A 22,133-nucleotide genomic window follows, 5' to 3' on the forward strand; every position below is an offset into this window, starting at 1 on the left:
GTCGGATGAACGCGGGGCCGGCCGTCCGCTTTACGCCGGACGGCCGGTAGATCGTCAGAAAGCCTTGAGCACCTTGATGCCATATTGCCGCGGCGCACCGGCAAAATAGAGCCCGCTGTTAAGCGCCGCGGGGTAATGCTGGTTCGTCAGGTTGGTGGCATAAGCCGTCACCGTCAGCGACCCGCGATTATAGCCCAGTTGCGCGTTCAGAATGTTGCGATCCTCCAGCCGATCGCCGAGTTGTCGGTTCTGGAACAAGGTCGCCCATTGCGGCGCGATGTGGCCGAAGTTCAATCGCGGTGTGAGCGTGCTGTCGCCGAGATCGATCTCGTATTGCGCGCCGACATTGAACGTGAAGTTCGGCGCATAGGTTTGCTGGCGACCGCTGAGATCGAGGCAGGTCGTATTCCCTGGCCCGGTATTGATGTTGCAGGGCGTGCCCGAGATGGCGCGCGGATCGGTCGCGAAGAAGCGGCCGATCTCGCTTTTCAACACGTTGATGCCGGCATCCAGCGAAAGGCCCCCGAACTTGCCCTCGACCTCCGCCTCGAAGCCATAGATCTTGGTCGTGCCCGGCACGTTCACCTGCAGCCCGAACACGGGAAGATCCGGATTGCCGATGGTGATCTGGAAATCCTTGTAGGAATTGTAGAAGCCGTTGATTGTCGTACGGATCTTGCCGCCGGCATAATTGGACTTCCAACCCGCCTCATAGGACGTGACCTTCTCCGGCCCGAACGGATCGGGCTGCCCGAAACCGACCGGCACGTTCAACCCACCCGGCTTGAACCCCGTCGCGACGAAGCCATAAAGATACTGGTTGCGATCGACGGCCCAGCCGAGCGACGCCTTGTAGGAGAAATTGTCCGTCTTGGTCTGCTGCTCGGCTTCGATCGGCGTGCCATATTGCAGGACGTCGATATGGTTGGTGCTGCGGCTCGCCGTATACCGGCCGCCGACTTCCAGCTTCAATGCCGGCGTGATCGCGAAACCCACCTGCCCGAACGCGGCCAGCGAGCGGTTGGGGTTGGTGCCCTGCAATCGATATTCCGTCGCGGCGGTGCCGGCCGGTGCCCCGATCGTGAACTGGAACGGCTCGAGATAATGGTACTTGTTCCACACCGCAAAACCGCCGAGCAGCCAGGTCAAACGACCGGTATCGGGTGAAATGAGCGTGAGTTCCTGCGATAGCTGACGCTCGTTCAGATTGTCGAAGAAGGTGCGGTTTTCGGTTGCGGTACCATCCAGGTCGGCGCGGTATTTGGTGTTACCCGCGGAATAGCCGGTCACCGACCGTAGCTGGACGCCGCCGTCGAACTCGTAATTGACGCGCAGGATCGTGCGATAGAATTTGTCGCGCGCCTCCTGCGGCGAGTTGGCGGTGAGATCGAACAGCTTGCGGTTGGCGATCGGCGTTGCCGGGTAGGCGCCCTGGTCGAGATAATCCAGATCGGTCTTGGACAGGATCGTCAGTTCCGGCGTGGGCTTCCACAACAGGCTGATCCGCCCGGCGATCTGCCGCACGTCGCCATTGTTGCCGGTGTATTTCGAACCGCCCGGCCCGGTGATGTCGTAGAAGCCGTTGCGACGCTGGCCATACAGCGCCACGCGCGCTGCGAAAGTATCGCTGACCGGCAGGTTGACGGCGCCTTGCAGGCCGGCGTCCCAATAATTGCCGAGATTGGCGTTGACGTAGCCGTGCACGCCGCCGCCGATGATCGGATCGTTGCTGTTGACAAACACCGCCCCGCCGGTCGCGTTCTGCCCGACGATCGTGCCCTGCGGCCCGCGCAACACCTGGATGTTGGCGACGTCGTAATAAGGCTCGCCCTGAAAATAACCCGGAAAGGTCGGCGCGCCATCGCGGTAGGTGATCACGCCGGTCGAGGTCTGCGTGTTGTGCTCGCCCTTGCCGATCCCGCGGACGTTGAAGTCGATACCCTGCCCGAAGTTGTTCACGACGACGCTCGGCGTCGCGAATTGCAGCGCGTCCACGCCGGCGACACCCTTGTTCGCCAGATCGCCGCCCGACAGCACCGATCCCGCCACCGGCGTCGTCATCAGGTTTTCATTGCGGCGCCGCGCCGTGACGATGATCTCGCCCTCGGTCGATGGCAGTTCGTCGGTCTGTTCGCTGCCGGCCGCGGGCGCGACGGGGGCACTCTGCGCGGCTGCCTCGCCAGCCCAGCCCAGCACCAACGCCGATGCGCCAATCCATAATGCACGGGTGTTCATGGTCTTCCCTCTCCAGCCACCGTGCTCTTCGTCACGGTCGATGCAAGCTGCCCCAACCCGCCGCACAAATCAACGTTAATTCTCCCACGAGTGAATGTTGTTGATCGTCGAGCCAGGTGGCGCGGTGAAGATCGACGTTGTCAGGCTCGATGGTAGGGCTATCATTCGGATGGGAGCAGGCTCGACGACGTCGCGCGCATCCATGTGGTCCATGCCGGAGGTCTTGCCTGATGCTGCTCAAACCCTGCCGGTTTATTATCGTCTCGTCATTGGCGTTGGCAGCCGTGCCAGTTGCCGCCGCGCCGCGGCTCAATGGCATTATCGGCGACCATGCCGTTGTCCAGCGCGACCGCCCGATCGTGCTGAGCGGCAGCGCGGCGCCCGGCGAGACGGTGATGATCGGCTTTGCCGGTCGCTCCGTGCTCGCCAAGGCGGATGGCAAAGGCCGCTTCGACACGACTCTGCCCGCGCCTGCCGCCGGCGGCCCGTACGATCTCACCATCGCCGCGCCGAGCGGCGCAACGGTGTTCCACGACATCCTCGTCGGCGACGTGTACCTCTGCTCGGGCCAGAGCAATATGGAGTTGCAGGTCCAGTCGGCGCAGGATCTGATCCCGGATGCCCGTGCACCCGCCGACGACCAGCTGCGTCTGCTGACGATCCCCAAGGCGGTGGCGGTCGCGCCAGTTGCGCGCTTCGCCGATCCGCCGCAGTGGGTGGCCGCCGGGCCGGCGACGACTCCCGCTTTCTCCGCTGCCTGCTTCTATATGGTCCAGGCGCTGCGCCGAACCGCCAAGGTCCCGATTGGTGCCATCCATTCCAGTTGGGGCGGCTCGCGAATCAGCGCCTGGATGAGCGACGCCGCGCTCCGCGCCGCCGGCATGGCGCCAGAGGCCGATCTGCTCGCGCTCTATGCCCGCGATCCCGCCGCCGCCAATCGCCGCGCTTCGGCTGCCTGGGAGGAATGGTGGCGCGCACGCTCCGGCGATGCCAAGGGCGCCGAGCCATGGCAGCCTGAAGCGGCGCTCGCCTGGAACGCCGTACCGCGGCTGGAGGAGTTCGAGACCTGGGGGCTGCCTGAGCTTGCCGATTATAACGGCATGCTGTGGTACCAGCGCACGGTCGAGCTCAGCCCGGCCCAGGCGCAGGGTCCCGCAACGCTGTCGATCGGCCGCATCGACGATGCCGATCGCACCTGGGTGAACGGCATCGGCGTCGGCGGCAGCAGCGACGCCGGCCAGCAACGCGTCTACACCATCGCTGCCGGCATCCTGAAGCCCGGCCGCAACACCATTACTGTCAACGATGACGACGTATACGCCTATGGCGGCATGACCGGCCCCGTGAACGTCATGCGGCTCACCTTTGCCGACGGCAGCAGCGTTCCGCTGGCCACCGACTGGCGCTACGCCATCGCCAAGCCCGGTGCGGGCAGCGCCCCACGCGTGCCGTGGGACAGCATCAACGGCGCCGGCACATTGTTCAACGGTATGATAGCCCCGCTCGGCCGCACCGCGCTGGCCGGCATGGCCTGGTACCAGGGAGAGTCCGACACCGGCATTCCTGGATATGATCGCCGCCTTACCGCCATGATCGCCGACTGGCGTACCCGGTTCGGCCACGACGCGGCGTTCGCGGTCGTGCAATTGTCGAGCTACGGCGCGCCCACCACGAAGCCTGGCGATAGCGGCTGGGCGGTGGTGCGCGATGCACAACGCCGCGTGGCGGCAGCGGATCCGCATGGCGGCATGGCGGTCACGCTCGACCTCGGCGATCCGCTCGACATTCACCCCGGCGAAAAGCACGAGGTCGGCCAGCGACTGGCACAGGTCATGCGCGCGCGGGTCTATGGCGAGCCGCTCGCACCGGCTGGGCCGGCGATCGCCGATGCGCGGCGATCGCCCGCCGGCGACGTGACCTTACGCTTTTCGGGCGTGACCGGCGCGCTGCAGGCGCTCGGCGCCAACCACGCGATCGGCTTCGAACTCTGCGGATCGGCGCCGAATAGCTGTCGCTACGCCAGCGGGCAGGTAGCCGGTGACCAGGTCACGCTTCAGAGCGACGGCCAGCCGATCGCCCGGGTCCGCTATGCCTGGGCGGATGTGCCGTCCGTCAACCTGTCGGATCGCGCGCGATTGCCGATCGGCACCTTCGAGATCGAGGTGCACTGATCGGGCGCTACCAAGCTAATCGACAATAAAAATACGGGGAGAGGAAGATGAGGATTAAAGTTTGGCTTGCCGTTGGTTCCGCCGCACTGGCGCTAGGCGCCACGCCGGCATCCTCCCGGCCCGAGGCACCACCGCCACGTGCGCCCGCGTCTGACGAGGCCTTGGTCATGGCCCGCGCGCTGGTCGCACGCATGACGCTGGCGGAGAAGCTGCCGCAGCTTCTGAACGTCGCCCCGGCGATCCCGCGGCTCTCGATCCCAGCCTATAACTGGTGGACCGAATCGCTCCACGGCGCACTGGGGCCGCTGGCCACGACCAACTTCCCTGAACCAATCGGCCTCGCGGCATCGTTCGATGCGCCGCTCATCCATGACGTGGCGGGCGCGATCAGCACCGAAGTACGAGGCCTGCACACCCTCGCGCGCCAGACCAACCGGCTCGGCCGCATCGGCACCGCGCTCGACACCTGGTCACCCAACATCAACATCTTCCGCGATCCGCGCTGGGGCCGCGGCCAGGAAACCTATGGCGAGGATCCGTTCCTCACCGCCCGCCTGGGCGTCGCGTTCATCACCGGGATGCAGGGCCCCGATCCCGACCGACCGCTGGTGATTGCCACGCCCAAGCATTTCGCGGTGCATAGCGGCCCGGAATCCACGCGGCATGCGGCCAACGTCTTCGTCTCCGCGCACGATCTGGAAGACACATTTCTGCCGGCCTTCCGCGCCGCCATCGTCGAGGCACGCGCCGGGTCGATCATGTGCGCGTACAATCGCATCGATGGCCAGCCTGCCTGCGCCAGCAACCTGCTGCTGGACGAACATCTGCGGGATGCCTGGAATTTCCGCGGCTATGTCGTCTCGGACTGCGACGCGGTGAAGGACATTGCCGACAACCACCATTACGCACCCGACGGCGCAGCCGCAGTCGCCGCAGCGATGCGCGCCGGCGTGGACAACGAATGCAACACCGCCACGCTCGGCGATACCGCGGGCCTCGAAGATCGCTACCGCGACGCGCTTGATCGCGGGCTGATCACCGAAGGCGATATCGATCAGAGCCTGCTGCGCTTGTTCGCGGCCCGCTACCGCAACGGCGATTTGCCGGGGCTCGCCCGCGCGCCCAAGCCGGTGCCGGTCGCCGCGGTCGGCGCGCCCGATCACGCGGCCTTGGCATTGAGTGCCGCCGAACGCGGCATGGTCCTGCTCAAGAACGATGGCGTGCTGCCGCTTCGTGCCGGTTCCAAGATCGCCGTGATTGGCCCACTCGGCGATGCGACACGCGTGTTGCGCGGCAATTACTCGTCGGGTCTGTCCGGCGCGCCGGTCTCGGTGGTAGAAGGCCTACGTCGCGTGATGCCTGGCGAACAGGTCACGCTGGTGCCGTTCAGCCCCTCGCTCACCGATGGTGATCGCGTTCCGGGTTCGGCACTGCTCACGCCCGACGGCAAGCCGGGCGTGCTGGCGCGCTACTTCAATCCCGCCACCCCGCTGCCCGCCAAATTCGCGCCGGGCACGCGAGAGAAGCTGATCGACAACGTCCGCTATCAAGAGACTCCCATCGCGACGCGGATCGAGCCCGACGTCGGCGACCGCAATCTGGAGCTGTCCAAGGTCGCCGACGTGCACCGCAAGGTCACGACCGGGTTCATCGTCCCACCCGTTACCGGCAGCTATCGGCTTGGCTTGTCGGGTGCCGGCGGCACGCTGGCGCTGAACGGCAAGATCATCGCCGATCGTCGCAAGGCACGCTGGAACGATCTTGCCGGCATGACGACACTGAAACTGACCGCCGGTCGCCGCTACCCGTTCACGGTCGAAGGCGGCAGTGTCGATCTGGTGTGGAAGCGTATCTCCGACACGCCGTCGGCCGATCTGAAGCGCGCCGCGGCGGCAGCCGACGTGCTGGTCGCCGTCGTCGGCCTGACCTCCGACCTCGAAGCCGAGGAAACCGGCGTCACCGTCCCGGGCTTTGCGGGTGGCGACAAGACCACGCTCGACCTGCCGGCGGATCAGCTCGCCCTGCTGGAAGAGGCAAAGGCCACCGGCAAGCCGCTGATCATCGTCGCGATGAACGGCAGCCCAATTAACCTTGCCTGGGCAAAGGATAATGCCGCCGGCATCCTGGAGGCCTGGTATCCAGGCCAGGCGGGCGGGTTGGCGGTCGCCAACATCATTTCGGGCCGGACCAACCCGGCAGGCCGCCTGCCGCTGACCTTCTACCGCAGTGTCGCGGACCTGCCGCCATTTGGCGATTACGCGATGCAGGGGCGCACCTACCGCTATTTCACCGGCACGCCGGTCTACCCGTTCGGGCATGGCCTGAGCTATACCCGTTTTGACTATGGCCCGCTCGCGGTCGTGCCGACGAAAAGCGGCGCGGAGGCTGGTGTGCGGGTCACGACCCGACTTACCAACAGCGGCGATCGCCTGGGCGAGGAAGTGGCGCAACTCTATCTCACCTTTCCCGCCCGGCCCGGCGTGCCACGCATCGCCCTGCGCGGATTCCAGCGCGTATCGCTCAAGCCGGGTGAAAGCCGAACGCTCAGCTTCGACCTTTCACCGCGGGATTTGAGTGCGGTCGGGCCAGACGGTGCCCGTTCGGTGATGCGCGGCGACTATCGCGTGACGGTCGGCTCCGGCCAGCCGGGAAGCGGCGTTGCCGGGCAGACGGCTGGTTTCACCGTCGCTCGCGCAAAGGAATTGCCGCGATGAGGCGCTCGCTGCTGCCGTTGCTCGCCGGGGTGGCTGCGCTGGCCAGTCCTGCCGCCGCGGCACCCGACCCGCTCGCCGCGGGCGGGCGCTGGAGCGCCAACACGTCGGGTCATGCCCCGGTCCCGCCGATGGGCTGGAATTCCTGGAACGCCTTCAACAGCGACATCGACGAGGAAAAGGTCCTCGCCTCGGCACAGGCGCTCGTCGACACCGGGCTGGCCGGTCTCGGCTATCGCTACGTCAATATCGACGACGGCTGGTGGCTGAAGCGGCGGCAGGCCGACGGTCGCCTGATGATCCGCACCAGTCACTTTCCGTCCGCCATTCGTCCGGACGGCGCGTCCAGCTTCCGCCCGCTGACCGATCGGCTGCACGCCATGGGGCTGAAGGCCGGCATCTATTCCGATATCGGCCGCAACAGCTGCGGGCAGATATATACCCCTGACTTCAAAAACCAGCCCGAAGGCACCGTCGCCGAACGCGAGGTTGGGCTGTACGGCCATGTCGATCAAGACATCCGCCTGTTCTTCGCCGAATGGAACTTCGATCTGATCAAGGTCGACGGCTGCGGCATTCGGGGCCTCCCCGCCGACGCGCCACGGGTGCGATCCGGGCTGTACCGCGCGCTGCCCCCACTGGTCGACATGCAGTCGCTCGGCGGAACGAACGTGGCAGCGGTGCGCACGCTCTACGATCAGGTCGGCGCGGCGTTGAAGCGCTATGCCGGGGCACGCGATTACATATTCTCGCTCTGCTTATGGGGTGCCGCGAACGTGCGTACCTGGGGGAAGAACGTCGGCAACATCTCGCGCACCAGCGACGATATCCAGCCGATCTGGCCGCGCATGCTCACCAATCTCGATACGGTCACCCACCGCGCGCTCTATGCACATCCCGGCTCGTGGAACGATGCCGATATGCTGTTCTTCGGCACCGGCGATTTCGATGCTCAGCACCTGATCGAAGCGAAGTCTCACTTCTCGTTATGGGCGATGCTCAATTCGCCGCTGATCATCGGCTACGACCTGCGCAAGCTGACGCCTGCCTTGTTATCGATCTTCGCCAATCGCGATATCGTCGCGCTCAACCAGGATCCGGCGGGCAACCAGGCAGTGCTCGCCTATGACTCCGACGAGATCCAGATCTTCGTCAAGACGCTGGCGGACGGCGGCAAGGCGGTGGCGGTGTTCAACCGGACCGGATCGCCGGCCAAGGCGGTGCTGACGGCCGAACAGCTGAAATTGCGCCCCGCTGCCGATGTCCGCCTGATCGACTTGTGGACGAAGTCGGAACGACGTTTCCGGCGCGAGCAGGCGCTGGAACTTCGCGCGCACGAGACCTTGATATTCCGCGCCTCCGGCACGCGCCGCCTGCCCGACGGCTTGTATTTGTCGGAGCAACCCGGCCGCATCAACCCGGCCGAAGACGGCGTGGTCACCCCGCAGGCCGACCCGACCATCTATCGGTCGATTGTGCCCTGGACCGGCACGCATGGCGGTGGCGAGCATCCGCAATATAGCGGCTGGGGCGGTGCGGAGGCCGATCGCGCGGCCTATGGCAAGCTGCTGCGCATCGCGGGCACGACCTTCGACACGGGGCTGGGCGTGCTGGCCAATTCACGCTTCGAGGTGCGTAACGACGGCTTTGCGCGCTTTGTCGCCAAGGTCGGCGTGAACGATTCAGCCGCGAACCAGAAGACATCTGTCAGGTTCGAGGTCTACGGCGACGGCAAGCTCCTCGCCCGCTCGCGCCCGATGTTGTTCGGCCAGCCCGCAGCGCCGCTTGCCGCCACGGTGAAGGGCGTTCGCATCATCGAATTGGTCGCCCGTTCCGAAGCCCACGGCAGTGCCGCTCCCCAGCCCGTCGCCTGGGCCGACGCAGCGCTGCTGCGCGACGCGGCGCCGAGGTCATGAGCAGCCTAGAGAATGCGAAAATGCCCTAAGCCGTCCCCCCGGCCTTGAGCCGGGGTCCGCTTCTTCAGTCCCCGCAGCCGCAATCCCCTTCGCGCGCCGTCCTAGCGCAACGCAAGCACCACCACCGACTTGGCCGGCAAAGTCACCGCCAGAACGCTCCCGCGCACCTCCGCCGCGGTGAACGACTGGGGAGTCACCGCGTCGGGCTGGTCGAAGCTGTTATGCGCATCCATCGTTGCGGCGGTGATCATCCGCCCGGTGGCGCCGCTCGCCTGCACGCCTTGCAGCGTGATCGACAGCGGCATCGACCGATTAGGATCGAGGTTGACCAACGCGACATGCACCTGCCCTGCCTGATCGCGTACGGCCGACACGCTCACCGCGGGCAAGGCGACCTCGTCCTTGTGATACCAGGGCGAACTGATCTCGATCGGCAGCGTCGTCGCATCCTGCCAAGGCTGGTAGAGATCGAACACCCAATAGGTCGGTGTCCGCACCATCCGAGGGCCGTCGGTCAGCAGCATCGCCTGCAACACGTTCACCATCTGCGCGATCGCCGCCATCTTCACCCGATCGGCATGGTGCGCGAAGACGTTCAGGTTGAGGCCGGCGACCACCGCATCGCGCAGCGAGTTCTGCTGCACCAGAAATCCGGGATTGCTACCCGGCGCCGGATCGTACCACGTGCCCCATTCGTCGACGACGAGCCACTTCTTCTTCTCGGGATCGTATTTGTCCATGATCGCGGCGTGGCGGGTGATGAAGTCGTCCATCCGCAACGTATGCTGCATGGTGGTCGCCCATTCGCGCTCGGAGAAGCCGAGTGCCGGGCCCTTGTCGTTCCACTCCTTGTCGCGCGGACGGGTGTAGTAATGCAGCGCGAGGCCGTCGATGTTCTTGCCGGCGATGCGCATCATCGACTCGGTCCACTCGTAATTCTCGTCGCTTGGCCCGCTGGCGATCTTGAGCATCGATCCGTTGCCCGATTTGGCAAAGGTCGCGTAGCGATTGGTGACGTCGGCGGCATAGTCCGCCCGCATGTTGCCACCACAGCCCCAAAGCTCGTTGCCGATGCCGAGATATGGCACCTTCCACGGCGCCGCATGGCCGTTCGCCGCGCGCTCCTTGGCCAAGGTCGAACCGCCGGGCGCGGTCATATACTCGACCCATTGTGCCGTTTCCGACGGCGGCGCGTTGCCCACGTTCGCCGCGACATAGGCCTCCGCGCCCAGTCGCTCCACGAAGCCCATGAATTCATGCGTGCCGAAGCTGTTATCCTCGTCCACGCCGCCCCAGTTCGTGTTGATCTTCACCGGGCGCTTGGCACGCGGTCCGATCCCGTCGCGCCAATGATATTCATCGGCAAAGCAGCCGCCGGGCCAACGCACCATCGGTACCTTGATCGCCTTCAGCGCCCGCAGCACGTCGGTGCGATAGCCATGGTCGTTCGGAATGGACGATTTCTCGCCGACCCAGATGCCCTCGTAGATGCCGTGGCCGAGATGCTCGGCAAACTGCCCGAACACCTGCCGGGCAAGCTTCGGGCCCGGTCGACTCGCGCGCAGCGTCGCGGTCGTAGCGGGTGCCGGCGCATCCTGCGCGGAAACCGCGCTGGGCGCTGACGCAACACTCGCCAGACACATCGCCACAGCGGCCGTAAAAAAAGATCGCATCATCATCCCCTCCAATACGCCCCCCGCTTCCCGCGGTGACCGAGCGCTTGCCGTCGTCCAGCTATTTGCGCTCATTTTGTCCGACTATACGGCTTGCGCAAGAAGAGGCAACTCGTGGCTGACAAGGCGACTGCAGCGTGTTTCGACATCGCCCTCCATCAACACATACGGCGTGCCGGTACGGTCGAGTTCCTGCAGATACCAGTCGTGCTGGCGTTGGCGAAAAGCGTCGTCCTGCCGCGTTCCGTCTTGGACGAAGGCGAAGTCGGGGGCGCAGACGACCAGCAGATCGTATGGCCGGCGTGCGAGCGCCGACAGCGCGGGATCGATGCTACCGAACATCGCTTCGCTGTAGAATGCGGTGACGAGCGGCGTCGTGTCGCAGGGCAGCCACCGGTGTGCGATCGGCAGCGCCGCTTGCTCACGCGCGCTTTGCTCGATGGCGATATCGACCATATCGGCGAACCGCAGGTTGCCGGCCCGTCGCTCCCATAATTCACGGCCATATTCCGGCACCCAAATTGTCCCCAAACGGTCGGCGAGCGTGCGAGCGAGCGTCGTCTTGCCGCTCGATTCACCACCGATGATGCCGATACGCCGCACCAGCGAAGATCGCACCACTGGGGAAAAGAAGCTCAACCCGCCGTCCTCGCCCTGCCGCAATGCCGTGCCGGAAACGGGATTGAGGCGGCGACCGGGATCGAACGACAGATGCTCCACTTGGTGTTCCGCTCCGGCAGCCTCGCTCTGGTACCGCGAGAGGGCAGCGGCGAAGCCGTCGCCATAGCTTTCGCTGGTGAAGACGCGATCGATGCTCATCCCCAATATCGTGTGACAAACCCAAAAGGTGAACGCGCGGTGCTGCGCCGCTGGCGCGTTGTTGTGCGGCAGGGTCCGCGCCGGCGTGCCGGTACGGCGGGCAAAGTCCGCAAGCACGGCGTCGCCTAGCACGAGGCGCACCGCCTGCGGGAACAACGCCTCCAGCCAGGCGGCACGTTGCGCCGTCGGATAGCCCAGATCGGGGTTGGTATAGCTGAGGATCACCAGCCGATCGCACCGCGCGGCGGCGAACGCGATCAGCGCCTCATGCCCCCGATGCAACGGGCAGAACTTGCCGACGACGAGCCCCGTCAGCATCGTCGCATCTCGCGACGCCACTGCCAGGCGCCGTAGAAGGCGTTCAGCCAATACAGTGCGTACAATCCTGCGGTAAGATGCAGCCCCCGCGACAGGTATAGCGGCACGGCGATAGTATCGACCAGCAGCCACACCGCCCAGGTCTCGATCATGCGACGCACGAGCAGGAACTGCGCGATCAGGCTAAGGACCAATACGGCGGAATCGACGAAAGGCGCATAGGCATCGGTAAAACGATGAAGCAGCGCGCCATAGCCAGCCGTCACCGCGACGCTCGCCATTGCCATCGCGCCCAGCAGCGCCGGGCCGGCACGCCGGATCGGCGGCGCCGTACCGCTGGTCCCGCGGACCCAGAACCACCAGCCCACAAAGCCTGTCACGATGAAGACCAGTTGCAGCGTGACATCGGCGTACAGCTTTGCGTTGAAGAACAGCAGGACGAACAGCCCGCAGCCGACGATGCCGATCCACCACGTATGCACGTTGTTGCGACTGGCGAACGCGATCGATGCCGTGGTAGCAAGGTTCGCCGCAACTTCCAGGGCCGTCATGCGGAGACACTACCGGGCAAGTCGGATGTATATTGCAGGATCTTGTCATCTTCCAGGATCGGCGTGACCGTGATGGCGAGATCGCCGAGCACGCCGCGCAACGCAGCGCCGGCCGCCTCCGCATCAGGCATCGCGTGCGGCGACAGGCGCAGTGTGAGCACGCCGTCCGCATGCTGGTGCAGGCCGAATTGGGCGGTGGCGATGCGCTGCAGCGCATGGCTGACGTCGATATTGTTGATCCACCCGCCGCCCGCGGTGCGGAACCGCACCGGCCGACGGCCAGACAGCCCGATCAACACCGGAGCGTCGCCCGCCATGCCGATCGCGGCGGTATCGCCGGTGCGGTAGCGGACCAACGGCAGGCAGAAGTTGAAGCCCCCGGTCACGCAGACCTCCCCGCGCGTACCGATCGGCACGGCGTCGCCGGCAGCATCGACGATCTCGACGTAAAGATGCGGTTGCAGCAGCACGTGGCCGCCCGCCACCGGGTCGGCCACGGCGATCGGACCGACCTCGTTCATCGAGTAGAGATCGAGCACCGGACAGCCGAAGCGCTGCTCGAGTTGCATGCGCAGGCCCTGTGTCAACATCATCGCCACGGAGAGCAACGCGCGCGGCCGGATGGTGACCGGCAGCTCGAGCAAGGCGGCAAAGGAGATGGGATCGCCCGCCACGATCTCGGGCGCCAGCGCATCAAGATAGCGCGCGCGATCGTCCGGAGCGCGCCAATCGTCGGGATGGAGGTTGATCTTGGCCAGCCCCGCCTCATCCATCTGCGGCGTCACGGAGACATAGGTGAAGCAACGCCGCTGATGCCCGAGCAGCACTACCCCGACATCGCCGCGCCCGGCCTGCAGCGTCACCCCGAACCGACGGAGCGCCCGCTTGTGGATCGACAGATAGCGTGCCGCGACCACCGGGTTTGACGCTATCAGCAGCGGATGCCCCGTCGTGCCCGTGGTACGGAAGTTGATCAGCCGGTCGACATCGACATGGTCGGGCACGAAGACGGCGATATCGTGCGCGAGATCCGCTCGCGAGGTCGTCGGGATGTCCGCCAGCGGCGGCGGCGCACCGCGCGCTCGGAAATGCGGCACGTCGCGATAGGCGTCGGCGAGAAACGCCGGCAACCAGGCGGGCGGCGCGTCCGGCCGCCAATCGATCCGGCCAGCCAGCACCTCCTGCTCGAATTGCGCCAGTCCGGGCAGATCCGCGGCGAGCAGGCGGTTGCCGCTGCGATTGCGATACATGGGCGCTGCCGGATGCTCGGTCATGCGGCGCAGCAATGCCCGTCCCGCCTCGCTCAGCGTCGGGTAGCGATCGGCATCCGTCGGGTCGCCCATAGGCATTATGGGGTTCACTCGCGGGTATATTTATCGGCCGATTCCTCGGCCGCCTTGCGGACCAGCGCCTCGCGCACCTGCCGCGCGCGGTCTTCGGCGGCACGGCTGGCGCGGATCAGCCGCTGCCGTTCGCTCGCGCTGACCGCGGAAAGGCGATCGGCGGCCTGGCGCATATCCTCGCCTTCCGGCAGCAGCCCCAGCGCGGCCAACGCCGTGCGGGCGAGTTCTTCGCGGCGTTCGGCATGCTCGACGAATGCCCTGGCTTGGCCGGTCGCCGCCAAGTCCCCGATCGTTTCGCCCAGCAGCGTCAGCATTGCCTCCACCGTCGGTGCCGGCAGGTCGGCAAGCAGCCATATTGTGACGGCGGCCAGGCTCAGCCGGTTGCGCTGGTCGACCCTGTCGCTCTCGAACGGGATCAGCGCGGCGCGATCGACCGGGAAGCCGGCGGCGCGCACAAGGTCGGCGACCAGCGCCGCGACATGAACGGTGCCGGCGCTGCCGATACGCGGCTCGGCCAGGAACTCCGACGGCGTTTCGGCAATGCGCCGCATGACCCGTTCGAGTGGCGGCCCGGCGATCATGCGGCGAACTTCGCGAAGGCCTGGGTCGACGGGCAATCGTCGCAATTGGCACAGCGCGCGGAGACGTGGCGGCGGGCGAAACGCCCATGGAGCGCGTCGATATCGGCGATCGTCTGCAACGTCGCGATCGGCACGCCATAGGCATCGCCGCTGAAGCTGCAGGGCGAGACGACACCGTGTTCGTCGATGAACAGAAAGTCGCGCCCCAATTGGCAATCGTCGACGCTAAGCGGCACACCGACCGCGCTGGCATGGAGCCGCGACAGGTAAAGCGGATCGGCGCACAGGCGCACGCCGCGGCCAGCCAGGCGCCTGGCCAGGCCAGGCATGGCGGTCGCCATGGCAGCGATGTCCGCGGGCCTAAGCCGCTGTGACGGGAAGAAGGCCGGCCGATCGCGGCCGCCGAGCTGATTGAACGTGATCTCGTCGATCCCCCAATCGGCCAGTTCCTCGCACAATTGCGCAAAGTGATCGACCGTGTCGCGCATCAGCACCACATTTGCCCGCAGGCGCAACGGCGCCCCGCCCGCGCGGCGCTCCGCGTGCAATGCGCGGACGCCAGCTTCGACACGGGCATGGGCGCCGTTCGCGCCGCGTAGCCGATCATGGACCATGGCTGGCCCGTCGATGCTGACGGTCAGTTCGGCGAACGTCGTGAGGATCGCCGCGCGTGTGGCTGCGCGGTGCAGGACGCTGCCGTTCGTCGTCGCGCTGATCGCCAGCGTTGGTCCCGTCAGTGCGGCCGATAGCGGCAGGATCGGTGGCCATAGCAGCGGCTCGCCCCCGAGCCAGCTGAGCAGCACGCGCCGCCGTCGCGCCGCGCCCCATGAGCTGAGCAACGCGCCGAAGCGCCGTGCCTCTTGCTCGGCGACATCGTTGCGGGCGATGTCCAGGCGCCGATCATAGGCGCAGAACCCGCAGGCATAATTGCACCGCGTGGTGATCCGCCACAGCACGATCATGCCTTGCCGCCCGCATAGTGCCGCCGTGCGAAGTCGCGTGCGAACAGGACAAGATCGTCGAGCTTGGCGATGGCATGGATGTCCCAGCCCTGTTCGTCGCGCGCCCGAGCCAAATCCCGCGCCACGGGATTGTCGTGGGGCATGCCGTTCCAGAGATTCAACGCCATCGTGCCCCCGGCACGTCCCTTGGCCAGCGCCATGGCGGCCACGTCCCACCCGCTCCCGCGGCGTTCGTCCTGGTCGAACATGGTGGTGATCCCGTCGTCCGAGATCATCAGGATATGCACCGGTCGGTCGCGCTCGCGCCTCAACGCGAAGGTGTCGCGCAGCCGGTGGATCGGGAATGCGGTGCCGCCTCCATAATAGCCGACCAGAATCTCCAGAACGGCCTTTTCGTCGCGCACAAAGCCCTTGGTACCCATCCATTGCTGCTTGCCGCTCCACAAGGTCGCCTGCACGCGCGATCCGGCCTTCAAGGCGGATAGCGCGATCACCGCCCCGGCGAGCGTCAGGAACGAGGTCGCGCGGCGCGGATCCGGCATCGATCCCGAACTGTCGACATAGAGGTCGAGGTCGATCGGGTCGGGCTTGCCCGGCTGTCCAGCCTCGTTGCCGTAGGTACGCCGAACCGTGGTCACACCCGGCACGACGATCGGCGATTGCCCGGCCGTCTGCAGCCAGTCGATCTCGTCGATCGAGTCGCCGATCGACCAGGGCTCGACTCCTTCCAGTTGCGGCTCGTCCGATGACACGCCGGGGCGGGTCGGGAACGGCACGAGCAACGGCAGCGCGCGTTCGCGGTAATAGCGCACGGCGATCTCCTCGTCGGTGAGCTCGAGCCCCGCGGCGCGCAGGATCTCGCCATAATCGAACGGCTCGCGCGCTTGGCCCGCACCGCGCCGTGCCGCGTCGGCCGGCGCGGCTGGAACGACCGACGTATCACCCTCCGCCGGAACGCCGGTGATCGCCGGATCGCGTGACGGATGCACCACGCCGTCCACCTCGTCCGCTTCGACCTGCTGTGCGCCGCTCGGCTCGGCGCCCTGCGCCGCACTCCGCGTATCGTGCAGCCGGCGCAGCGCGGCATCCTCTTCGACGTCCTCGGCAAGGTAGGGCAGCAGCAAGGTCGCGAACCGGCCCGCGGCCTGCATCCAATCGCGCGCGTAGACGCGGATCAGCCGCGCCCCGAGCCAGGCGTCGCCCTCCATCTCCGCATCGTGCAGCGGCCCGCCAAGACTGCCTTTCTCCAAGCCCCATAGCGACTCGTACATGCCCACATACAGCGTCCACAAACGGCTGCGCGGCCCTTTCTCCTTGGCGGCCATACGGTGATAGACACCGGCAATGTCTAGCCCGGATTGGCGCTGCAGCCGGTCGTTGATCAGCAGATCAGTGTAGAGATTGGCGACCATCGGCGCGTGGCGTTCCAGCGTCGGCAGCGCGCGGCGCAGGCGGGCGATCAGGCGGAAGCTGTCGGTCGCACTGGCAGGGGCGAGCACGTGATGACCGATTTCGTGCGCCAGTATCTCGACCGCATGGTCGTCGAGCGAGAGCGCGGCGATACCTTCGAGATCGATGACCACGCTCTTGTCGACCAGGCGGATCATCGCGAACGCCCCTGACAAGCCCTCCTGCGCCGCCGCCACCGCGCTTTCGCACAGGCTGGGATCGCGCAGACGCGTGAAGCGGCTCCACGTAGCCAGCGCAACCGGCCATGCCGAGCGCCACAGCTCCAGCCGATCGGCCATCCTCAGCGTATTCGCCACGGCACGATCCTGATTAGGTGGCTGTAGCGCGAAAAGATCGCGACGCTCGTCGGGCTGGCGACGGCGGCAAGCCCATCGGGCGGCAGCTCTGTCCGAACGGTGCGATCACCGACCGCGATGCTGGCGCCCTCGACATGCACTGGCGCACTTGTCGCGGCATCGTCGAACTCGGCGGGATCGGCGGGGTGCAGCGTCGCGCCCCACGCGTCGACGACCAGCAGGCCCGTCCTCAAGCCCGAGCGCACGAGGAAACCATGCGGGCCCGGCCGGACGCTTGGCGGCTCCGCGAACGGACCGCCAAAGCCCGTAAAGCCGCCGAACGTGATGCCAGTCGTCGGCTCGCCTGCCGGCGTCCACCACGGATCATCGACCAATGCCGCGCGGATCTCGGCCCAGCCGGCGGGCGACCCGATTGCGGCCGCCGCAACGGCATCCGGCAACCCGTCGGCCGCCACGATCGCGCCATCACGGTAGTGTGCCATGCCCGATCGCCATGCCACCACCTGCCCGGCGGCACGCAGCGTCTCGGCGGTCACCTGCGGCGCCATAGCCGACATGCGGTCAATCCATTCGTCCACCCGCGCACCAGGTGTGGCGGCGATCGTCAGCGCAGCATTGGTCAGCATCGCCAGCACCGCGAACGGGCGCTCGGCCACCGACGACGCATGCGCGACGGCAAGCGTCTGCCAAACCCGGTCGACGAGCGCGCCGCGTTCACCGGCAATGCCATGCCCGGCAAGGCCAAGGATCATGTCGAACCCAGCGTCGGCCACTGCCGGCGCCGCGTCGGGTGCGATCGCCGCGACCGCCGCCACCACCGGGTCGAGCCGCTCCCGGATCGCTTGCGCCAGCGCCGCCCCGTCGAAACCCGGACGCGCTCGCCGCGCCGCCGCCACACGCGCGTTGAACGGCGGGCGGCCCGCCGCCAGAATCCGCGCAAGCGCCGGCGACAGGGTCATGGCCGGCGGCGGAGCCAGGCGAGATAATTGGTATAGCGCTGGTGCAGATATTTGAGGTGCAGCACCTCGTCATACAGCGGCCCGTACAGCTTGCGCCCGGCAGTCCGCTCGCCGACCAGCCGTTCGATCCGGGTCAGCCTCGCGCTTACGTCGCGCTCGCTGAGCCCATCGAGCCCGGCGTCGAACTGCTCGGCCATCGCCCGCACCGGATCGTCGCGGTCGAGATCGAGCCGGTCATATTCCTCGCATGCAAGGTCGAACAGCCGCCGCAGCCAGCCGACCTGATCGGTGCGGAAAGCGGCATTCTCCGGCAGGGCGAAGAACGGCGCATCGGGATCGGGCCGCAATTTGTCGCGCAGCACGAACGGCAGCACCTGCCGCACGTCCTCCAGCCCGACCTCCTCGACGCCGCGGAAGAAGGCGAGACCCTTGGCATAGCTGATCAGCGTCATCAGGTTGCGCACCGACAGACCGTTCATCGTCTGCGTGCCGATGTCCTTCAGCCGATCGCGCCCGGCATCCGCCGCGGTCACTTGCGACCAGTCGACGCCCGACAGTCGCGCGGTATCCTTGCTCATATGTTCGACCTGCGCACCGGCGGTCTCGAGAAACTCGAACTGGCTGGCGAAGAACTCGATGCGGCGCCGCACTTCGGCCGGAATGGCGATGCCGCGCACCGTCTCCACCATCCGGGCGATCTCGCCTTCGTCGAACACGATCTCGCGCGGCACGACGTCTTCGGGCCGCACATTCTCCTCGATCCGCAACAGCAGGTCGTCGAGGAAGCGCGGGTTGAACGACAGCGCCTGCACGATCACGTCGATCCGGTCGCGCAGTGCCTCGATCACCTGATAGGTACCGCCACCGGCATCGTCATTCGCGGTCAGGTACCAGGCGGCAGGCGGACATTCGAAGATCTGCCCCAGCACCTCGGCATAATTGTCTCCCATGACGGTCAGCAGCGCGCTCTGCGTCCGCGTCGGGATACGGTTATACTCGTCGACGATCTTCACGCGCATGCCGAGCCATGGCCGCCAGGCGATGCGGATCGCCTCCATGCTCTGCGCCGCGACCAGATCGGCGGGCAGTGGATTGCCGAGCAGGTCGGCGATCGTCATCTGCGGATGCCCGTGCTGCATGGCGCGGCGCACCTCCCGCACTGGGTAGCCGGCGATCACCCCCATCAGGATGGCGCTCGCCGTCTTGCCCCGCCCCGGGCCGCCGACGAACAGGCACTTGCCCTGCGTGGCGAAGGTCAGCAGCGGCAACAGCGCATAGCTCGAATAGCTTTGCGCCGAAGGCAGGGTCAGCAGCGTCTTGCTGTCGCCAATGCGAAATTCGGGCGATGGCCCGTCCTGGAATTCGACATCGTAATGCGGGCTGATCACCGCGGTGTTGACGATCCAGAAATAGGCCTGCCGCAATTTCTCGGCGAGCTTGACGCCGCCCGCCTCCGCGGCCTGATCCAGCGGCACGGGTCCATCGTACAGGTCGGCCACGTCGAAGCTGCGCGAAACGGGCGCGGCACGGGGCGCGGTCGGCGATTGCGACACGCGCTGGAAGAAGGGGAAACGGGCCATGCCGCGACGATAGTGCGACCGCTTGCCAAGACAAGCGCACTTCTCGTCGCGGCACCTTGCCGCGCAGCGCCAGACCGCGCTCGTTGGGACGCGCGGTCAGACGTCAGGCGGCAAGTCGGTGGACCGTATCACGCGCCGAGGCGATCGCCGCGTCCTTGACGTCCACGATCGCCAAACCCTCGGCAACGACGGTCTCGATAGTCTCGACGCCGATAAAGCCCAATGCCACGCGCAGGAAGGATTCGGCATGTTCGGCGGACGCGCGGGCGGATGCCTCGCCATAGATGCCGCCGCGGGCGATCGCGAGGATGATCCGCTTGCCACCGGCCAGACCCTCGGGACCGTTCGGGCCATATTTGAAGGTCGTGCCCGGCACCAGCAGGCGGTCGATCCAGGCCTTTAGTACGGATGGCAGTGTGAAGTTGTACATCGGCACGCCGATCACGACGATGTCCGCCGCCAGGAACTCGTTCAAGATCGCATCGCTCTCGGCACGCTTGGCCGCCTGCGCCTCGTCCAGGTTCGGCGCGGCCTGCGACAGCGGGTGGGCGGACGGCGCCGTGACGGCGGTCAAGTGCGGGAGATCTTCTGCCACGAGGTCGCGATAGGTCACGTCATGTTCCTGCTTGCCGCCGAGCTTTTCGACGATGAGCGCGGAGAGTTCGCGCGAGACCGAGTGGGCGCCGGTGATGCTGCTGTCGATGTGAAGAAGTTTCATGGGTTTCAGGTTCCGATTGTTGCCTCGGTTATGGTATGTGCCTACCGAAAGCCTCCCACAAGAACGCACAAGGTTGATACCTAAGGCACATGAATGTGACTGCCTCCGCTCCCCAAGATGAGCCAATCCGCCACGATACCGGCACCTGCCTCAAGGTTTCGCAGGTGATCGGACGGATCGGAGACAAGTGGTCGGTGCTCGTCATCATCATGCTATGCGAGCGCGGTTATCGGTTCAATGAACTCAAGCGCGGGATCGACGGGATCTCGCAGCGCATGCTTACCTTGACGCTGCGGAACATGGAGCGCGACGGATTTGTGACTCGCACTGTCACGCCCTCCATTCCGCCACGGGTGGACTACGAACTGACGGAGATCGGGCGCTCCTTGGCCGTACCGGTCAGGCTGCTGGGCGCCTGGGCGCTGCAAAACCTCGTCGGCATCGCCTCGGCACGCGAATCCTATGACGCCGGGAACGAAGACGCTTAAGCCGTCATACTGCAGCAGTGTTCCGTGCCAGCGGAAAACGATTTTACTGGCACGCGACAAGTTGATCCGTCGTTGTTGCTGTCAGAGCCAACACCTCGACTGCTTCAATAGTATGATAATTTGTGCGGCGCGGCACAGACGCGACAAATCGCCTGCACCCAGGACGATCGCGACAGTCAATTAATCTGAGTTATACCGCAGGAGCCAAATATATTGCGCTAGATCAGTCATTTATAGTTGCCGTTCACTGCATCCTTTGTTCTGACGGTTCGTATTTAGGATGGCTTTGGTCAATCAAGTAGCAAGTCCGCCCCCTGAATGACCAAGGAGGGAGAGACACTATGCCTGAAAGCGAGCAAGTGGTTCAAATGGTCGATGCGCGAGCGCAACGACGGACCGAGCGACGCGACTTCTTCAAGTTCGCCGTCACCGCAGCAGCCGTAGGCACCGGCGGCCTTGCGCTTTCCGGACGCGCCATGGCGCAGACCGCGCCAAGCGAGGCGGACATTCTGAACTTCGCGCTCAATCTCGAATATCTCGAGGCGCAGTTCTACAGCTTCGCATTCAGTGGAACGGGCTTGGCCGCAGACCAGCTCACTGGCACGCAGACGCAAGGCGGAGTGACTGGCGCCCGCAAAGCGAACCTGACCGACCCTGCCGTCATCCAATATGTCCGTGAGATCGCCTCCGACGAGGTCGCACACGTTGCCTCGCTGCGGAGATTACTCTCGACCTCGGCTGTATCGCAGCCTGCCATCGATCTCTCGCCTGCAGTGTTCACCGCCGCCGCGACCGCGGCGGGGATCGATCTCACTGCGTCCGGCGGGATCTTCGATCCGTATGCCAACGACGATAACTTCCTGACTGCCGCCTACATCTTCGAGGATGTCGGGGTCACGGCATACAAAGGCGGATCGCCGCTCCTCAACACGCCCGACATCATCGACGCAGCGGCCGGCCTGCTCGCGGCCGAGGCGTTCCATGCCGGGATCATCCGCGGCGCACTCTATCGCCGCGGCGTGGATGTCCCCGTGCTGCGCACCAATGCCGACAAGATCTCGGACGCGCGCGACACGCTGGATGGTACGGCCACGTCTGCCGGCCCGCCGGTGCGCGTTGCCGACGACGATCAGGGCATCTCGCCTATGGACACGCAGTTCGGGCTCGCGTCCAACTTCGTGCCGACCGATGCCAACGGCATCGTGTTCAGTCGCACCGCCGAGCAGGTTCACAACATCGCCTATCTGACCCGCAATCAGGTCACTTCTGGCGGCTTTTTCCCGAACGGGACCAACAATCCGAACGCGGCGCTTCGCCGTTCCGGCGCGAACTGAGGAGGCGG

Annotated in this window: 16 protein-coding genes; 5 read left to right on the forward strand and 11 right to left on the reverse strand. The window is 66.0% G+C overall.

The window, feature by feature from the left end; all coding sequences use genetic code 11:
* Nucleotides 1-54: 54 nt before the first annotated feature.
* Nucleotides 55-2,235 (reverse strand): TonB-dependent receptor, encoded by a 2,181-nt coding sequence (locus NV382_RS03790; RefSeq protein WP_260599205.1) that lies wholly within the window; start codon nt 2,233-2,235, stop codon nt 55-57.
* Between the two features lie 230 nt (nt 2,236-2,465).
* Between NV382_RS03790 and NV382_RS03795 the strand changes: the two genes are divergently transcribed.
* Genes NV382_RS03795 through NV382_RS03805 form a run of 3 tightly spaced genes read left to right on the forward strand, consistent with a single transcriptional unit; the run spans nt 2,466 to nt 9,033 of the window.
* The gene (locus NV382_RS03795; protein WP_260599206.1) at nt 2,466-4,406 is read left to right on the forward strand and encodes a sialate O-acetylesterase; all 1,941 of its coding nucleotides are present in this window, start codon (nt 2,466-2,468) and stop codon (nt 4,404-4,406) included.
* Nucleotides 4,407-4,453: 47 nt separating this feature from the next.
* Nucleotides 4,454-7,120: a glycoside hydrolase family 3 C-terminal domain-containing protein gene (locus NV382_RS03800; RefSeq protein WP_260599207.1), complete on the forward strand. Its 2,667-nt coding sequence runs from the start codon at nt 4,454-4,456 to the stop codon at nt 7,118-7,120.
* Nucleotides 7,117-9,033: an NPCBM/NEW2 domain-containing protein gene (locus tag NV382_RS03805; RefSeq protein WP_260599208.1), complete on the forward strand. Its 1,917-nt coding sequence runs from the start codon at nt 7,117-7,119 to the stop codon at nt 9,031-9,033. The genes NV382_RS03800 and NV382_RS03805 overlap by 4 nt, the downstream gene beginning before the upstream one ends.
* A 101-nt stretch (nt 9,034-9,134) precedes the next feature.
* Here NV382_RS03805 and NV382_RS03810 read toward each other — a convergent pair whose 3' ends face one another.
* The 10 genes from NV382_RS03810 to NV382_RS03855 form a co-directional block, all read right to left on the reverse strand.
* Nucleotides 9,135-10,709, reverse strand: a complete 1,575-nt coding sequence (locus tag NV382_RS03810) for an alpha-N-arabinofuranosidase (protein ID WP_260599209.1) — start codon at nt 10,707-10,709, stop codon at nt 9,135-9,137.
* Between the two features lie 81 nt (nt 10,710-10,790).
* Nucleotides 10,791-11,843, reverse strand: coding sequence for an AAA family ATPase (locus NV382_RS03815; RefSeq protein WP_260599210.1), 1,053 nt, complete (start codon nt 11,841-11,843; stop codon nt 10,791-10,793).
* Entirely contained in the window at nt 11,837-12,394 is a 558-nt protein-coding gene (gene pnuC / locus NV382_RS03820; RefSeq protein WP_260599211.1) for a nicotinamide riboside transporter PnuC, read from the reverse strand. The genes NV382_RS03815 and pnuC overlap by 7 nt, the downstream gene beginning before the upstream one ends.
* On the reverse strand, nt 12,391-13,743 hold the full coding sequence (locus NV382_RS03825) for an AMP-binding protein (RefSeq protein ID WP_260599212.1): 1,353 nt from the start codon (nt 13,741-13,743) through the stop codon (nt 12,391-12,393). Before NV382_RS03825 ends, pnuC begins: the two co-directional genes overlap by 4 nt.
* Before the next feature lie 8 nt (nt 13,744-13,751).
* Nucleotides 13,752-14,318, reverse strand: coding sequence for a hypothetical protein (locus NV382_RS03830; RefSeq protein ID WP_260599213.1), 567 nt, complete (start codon nt 14,316-14,318; stop codon nt 13,752-13,754).
* A complete protein-coding gene (locus NV382_RS03835) occupies nt 14,315-15,280 on the reverse strand; it encodes a radical SAM protein (protein ID WP_260599214.1) in 966 nt (321 codons plus the stop codon). The genes NV382_RS03830 and NV382_RS03835 overlap by 4 nt, the downstream gene beginning before the upstream one ends.
* Nucleotides 15,277-17,046, reverse strand: coding sequence for a vWA domain-containing protein (locus tag NV382_RS03840; protein ID WP_260599215.1), 1,770 nt, complete (start codon nt 17,044-17,046; stop codon nt 15,277-15,279). The genes NV382_RS03835 and NV382_RS03840 overlap by 4 nt, the downstream gene beginning before the upstream one ends.
* Nucleotides 17,031-18,005 (reverse strand): hypothetical protein, encoded by a 975-nt coding sequence (locus tag NV382_RS03845; RefSeq protein ID WP_260599216.1) that lies wholly within the window; start codon nt 18,003-18,005, stop codon nt 17,031-17,033. Before NV382_RS03845 ends, NV382_RS03840 begins: the two co-directional genes overlap by 16 nt.
* The gene (locus NV382_RS03850; RefSeq protein WP_260599217.1) at nt 18,002-19,585 is read right to left on the reverse strand and encodes an AAA family ATPase; all 1,584 of its coding nucleotides are present in this window, start codon (nt 19,583-19,585) and stop codon (nt 18,002-18,004) included. The genes NV382_RS03845 and NV382_RS03850 overlap by 4 nt, the downstream gene beginning before the upstream one ends.
* A gap of 103 nt (nt 19,586-19,688) precedes the next feature.
* Nucleotides 19,689-20,303, reverse strand: a complete 615-nt coding sequence (locus NV382_RS03855) for an FMN-dependent NADH-azoreductase (protein WP_260599218.1) — start codon at nt 20,301-20,303, stop codon at nt 19,689-19,691.
* Nucleotides 20,304-20,392: 89 nt separating this feature from the next.
* Here NV382_RS03855 and NV382_RS03860 point away from each other — a divergent pair, with 89 nt between their 5' ends.
* Both NV382_RS03860 and NV382_RS03865 read left to right on the forward strand, forming a co-directional pair.
* A complete protein-coding gene (locus NV382_RS03860; protein WP_260599219.1) occupies nt 20,393-20,791 on the forward strand; it encodes a winged helix-turn-helix transcriptional regulator in 399 nt (132 codons plus the stop codon).
* A 341-nt stretch (nt 20,792-21,132) separates the two neighbouring features.
* The gene (locus NV382_RS03865) at nt 21,133-22,125 is read left to right on the forward strand and encodes a ferritin-like domain-containing protein (protein WP_260599220.1); all 993 of its coding nucleotides are present in this window, start codon (nt 21,133-21,135) and stop codon (nt 22,123-22,125) included.
* Nucleotides 22,126-22,133 lie beyond the last annotated feature (8 nt).

It is taken from the genome of Sphingomonas endolithica (assembly GCF_025231525.1).
Lineage (GTDB): Bacteria > Pseudomonadota > Alphaproteobacteria > Sphingomonadales > Sphingomonadaceae > Sphingomonas > Sphingomonas endolithica.

What these genes read in the sequence shown, in the direction of transcription:
- NV382_RS03835 (WP_260599214.1), bottom strand. Translation starts at nt 15,280, where the DNA reads ATGATCGTGCTGTGGCGGATCACCACGCGGTGCAATTATGCCTGCGGG.
- NV382_RS03790 (WP_260599205.1), bottom strand. Translation starts at nt 2,235, where the DNA reads ATGAACACCCGTGCATTATGGATTGGCGCATCGGCGTTGGTGCTGGGC.
- NV382_RS03825 (WP_260599212.1), bottom strand. Translation starts at nt 13,743, where the DNA reads ATGCCTATGGGCGACCCGACGGATGCCGATCGCTACCCGACGCTGAGC.
- pnuC (WP_260599211.1), bottom strand. Translation starts at nt 12,394, where the DNA reads ATGACGGCCCTGGAAGTTGCGGCGAACCTTGCTACCACGGCATCGATC.
- NV382_RS03860 (WP_260599219.1), top strand. Translation starts at nt 20,393, where the DNA reads ATGAATGTGACTGCCTCCGCTCCCCAAGATGAGCCAATCCGCCACGAT.
- NV382_RS03865 (WP_260599220.1), top strand. Translation starts at nt 21,133, where the DNA reads ATGCCTGAAAGCGAGCAAGTGGTTCAAATGGTCGATGCGCGAGCGCAA.
- NV382_RS03815 (WP_260599210.1), bottom strand. Translation starts at nt 11,843, where the DNA reads ATGCTGACGGGGCTCGTCGTCGGCAAGTTCTGCCCGTTGCATCGGGGG.
- NV382_RS03805 (WP_260599208.1), top strand. Translation starts at nt 7,117, where the DNA reads ATGAGGCGCTCGCTGCTGCCGTTGCTCGCCGGGGTGGCTGCGCTGGCC.
- NV382_RS03830 (WP_260599213.1), bottom strand. Translation starts at nt 14,318, where the DNA reads ATGATCGCCGGGCCGCCACTCGAACGGGTCATGCGGCGCATTGCCGAA.
- NV382_RS03810 (WP_260599209.1), bottom strand. Translation starts at nt 10,709, where the DNA reads ATGATGCGATCTTTTTTTACGGCCGCTGTGGCGATGTGTCTGGCGAGT.
- NV382_RS03795 (WP_260599206.1), top strand. Translation starts at nt 2,466, where the DNA reads ATGCTGCTCAAACCCTGCCGGTTTATTATCGTCTCGTCATTGGCGTTG.
- NV382_RS03850 (WP_260599217.1), bottom strand. Translation starts at nt 19,585, where the DNA reads ATGGCCCGTTTCCCCTTCTTCCAGCGCGTGTCGCAATCGCCGACCGCG.
- NV382_RS03855 (WP_260599218.1), bottom strand. Translation starts at nt 20,303, where the DNA reads ATGAAACTTCTTCACATCGACAGCAGCATCACCGGCGCCCACTCGGTC.
- NV382_RS03845 (WP_260599216.1), bottom strand. Translation starts at nt 18,005, where the DNA reads ATGACCCTGTCGCCGGCGCTTGCGCGGATTCTGGCGGCGGGCCGCCCG.
- NV382_RS03800 (WP_260599207.1), top strand. Translation starts at nt 4,454, where the DNA reads ATGAGGATTAAAGTTTGGCTTGCCGTTGGTTCCGCCGCACTGGCGCTA.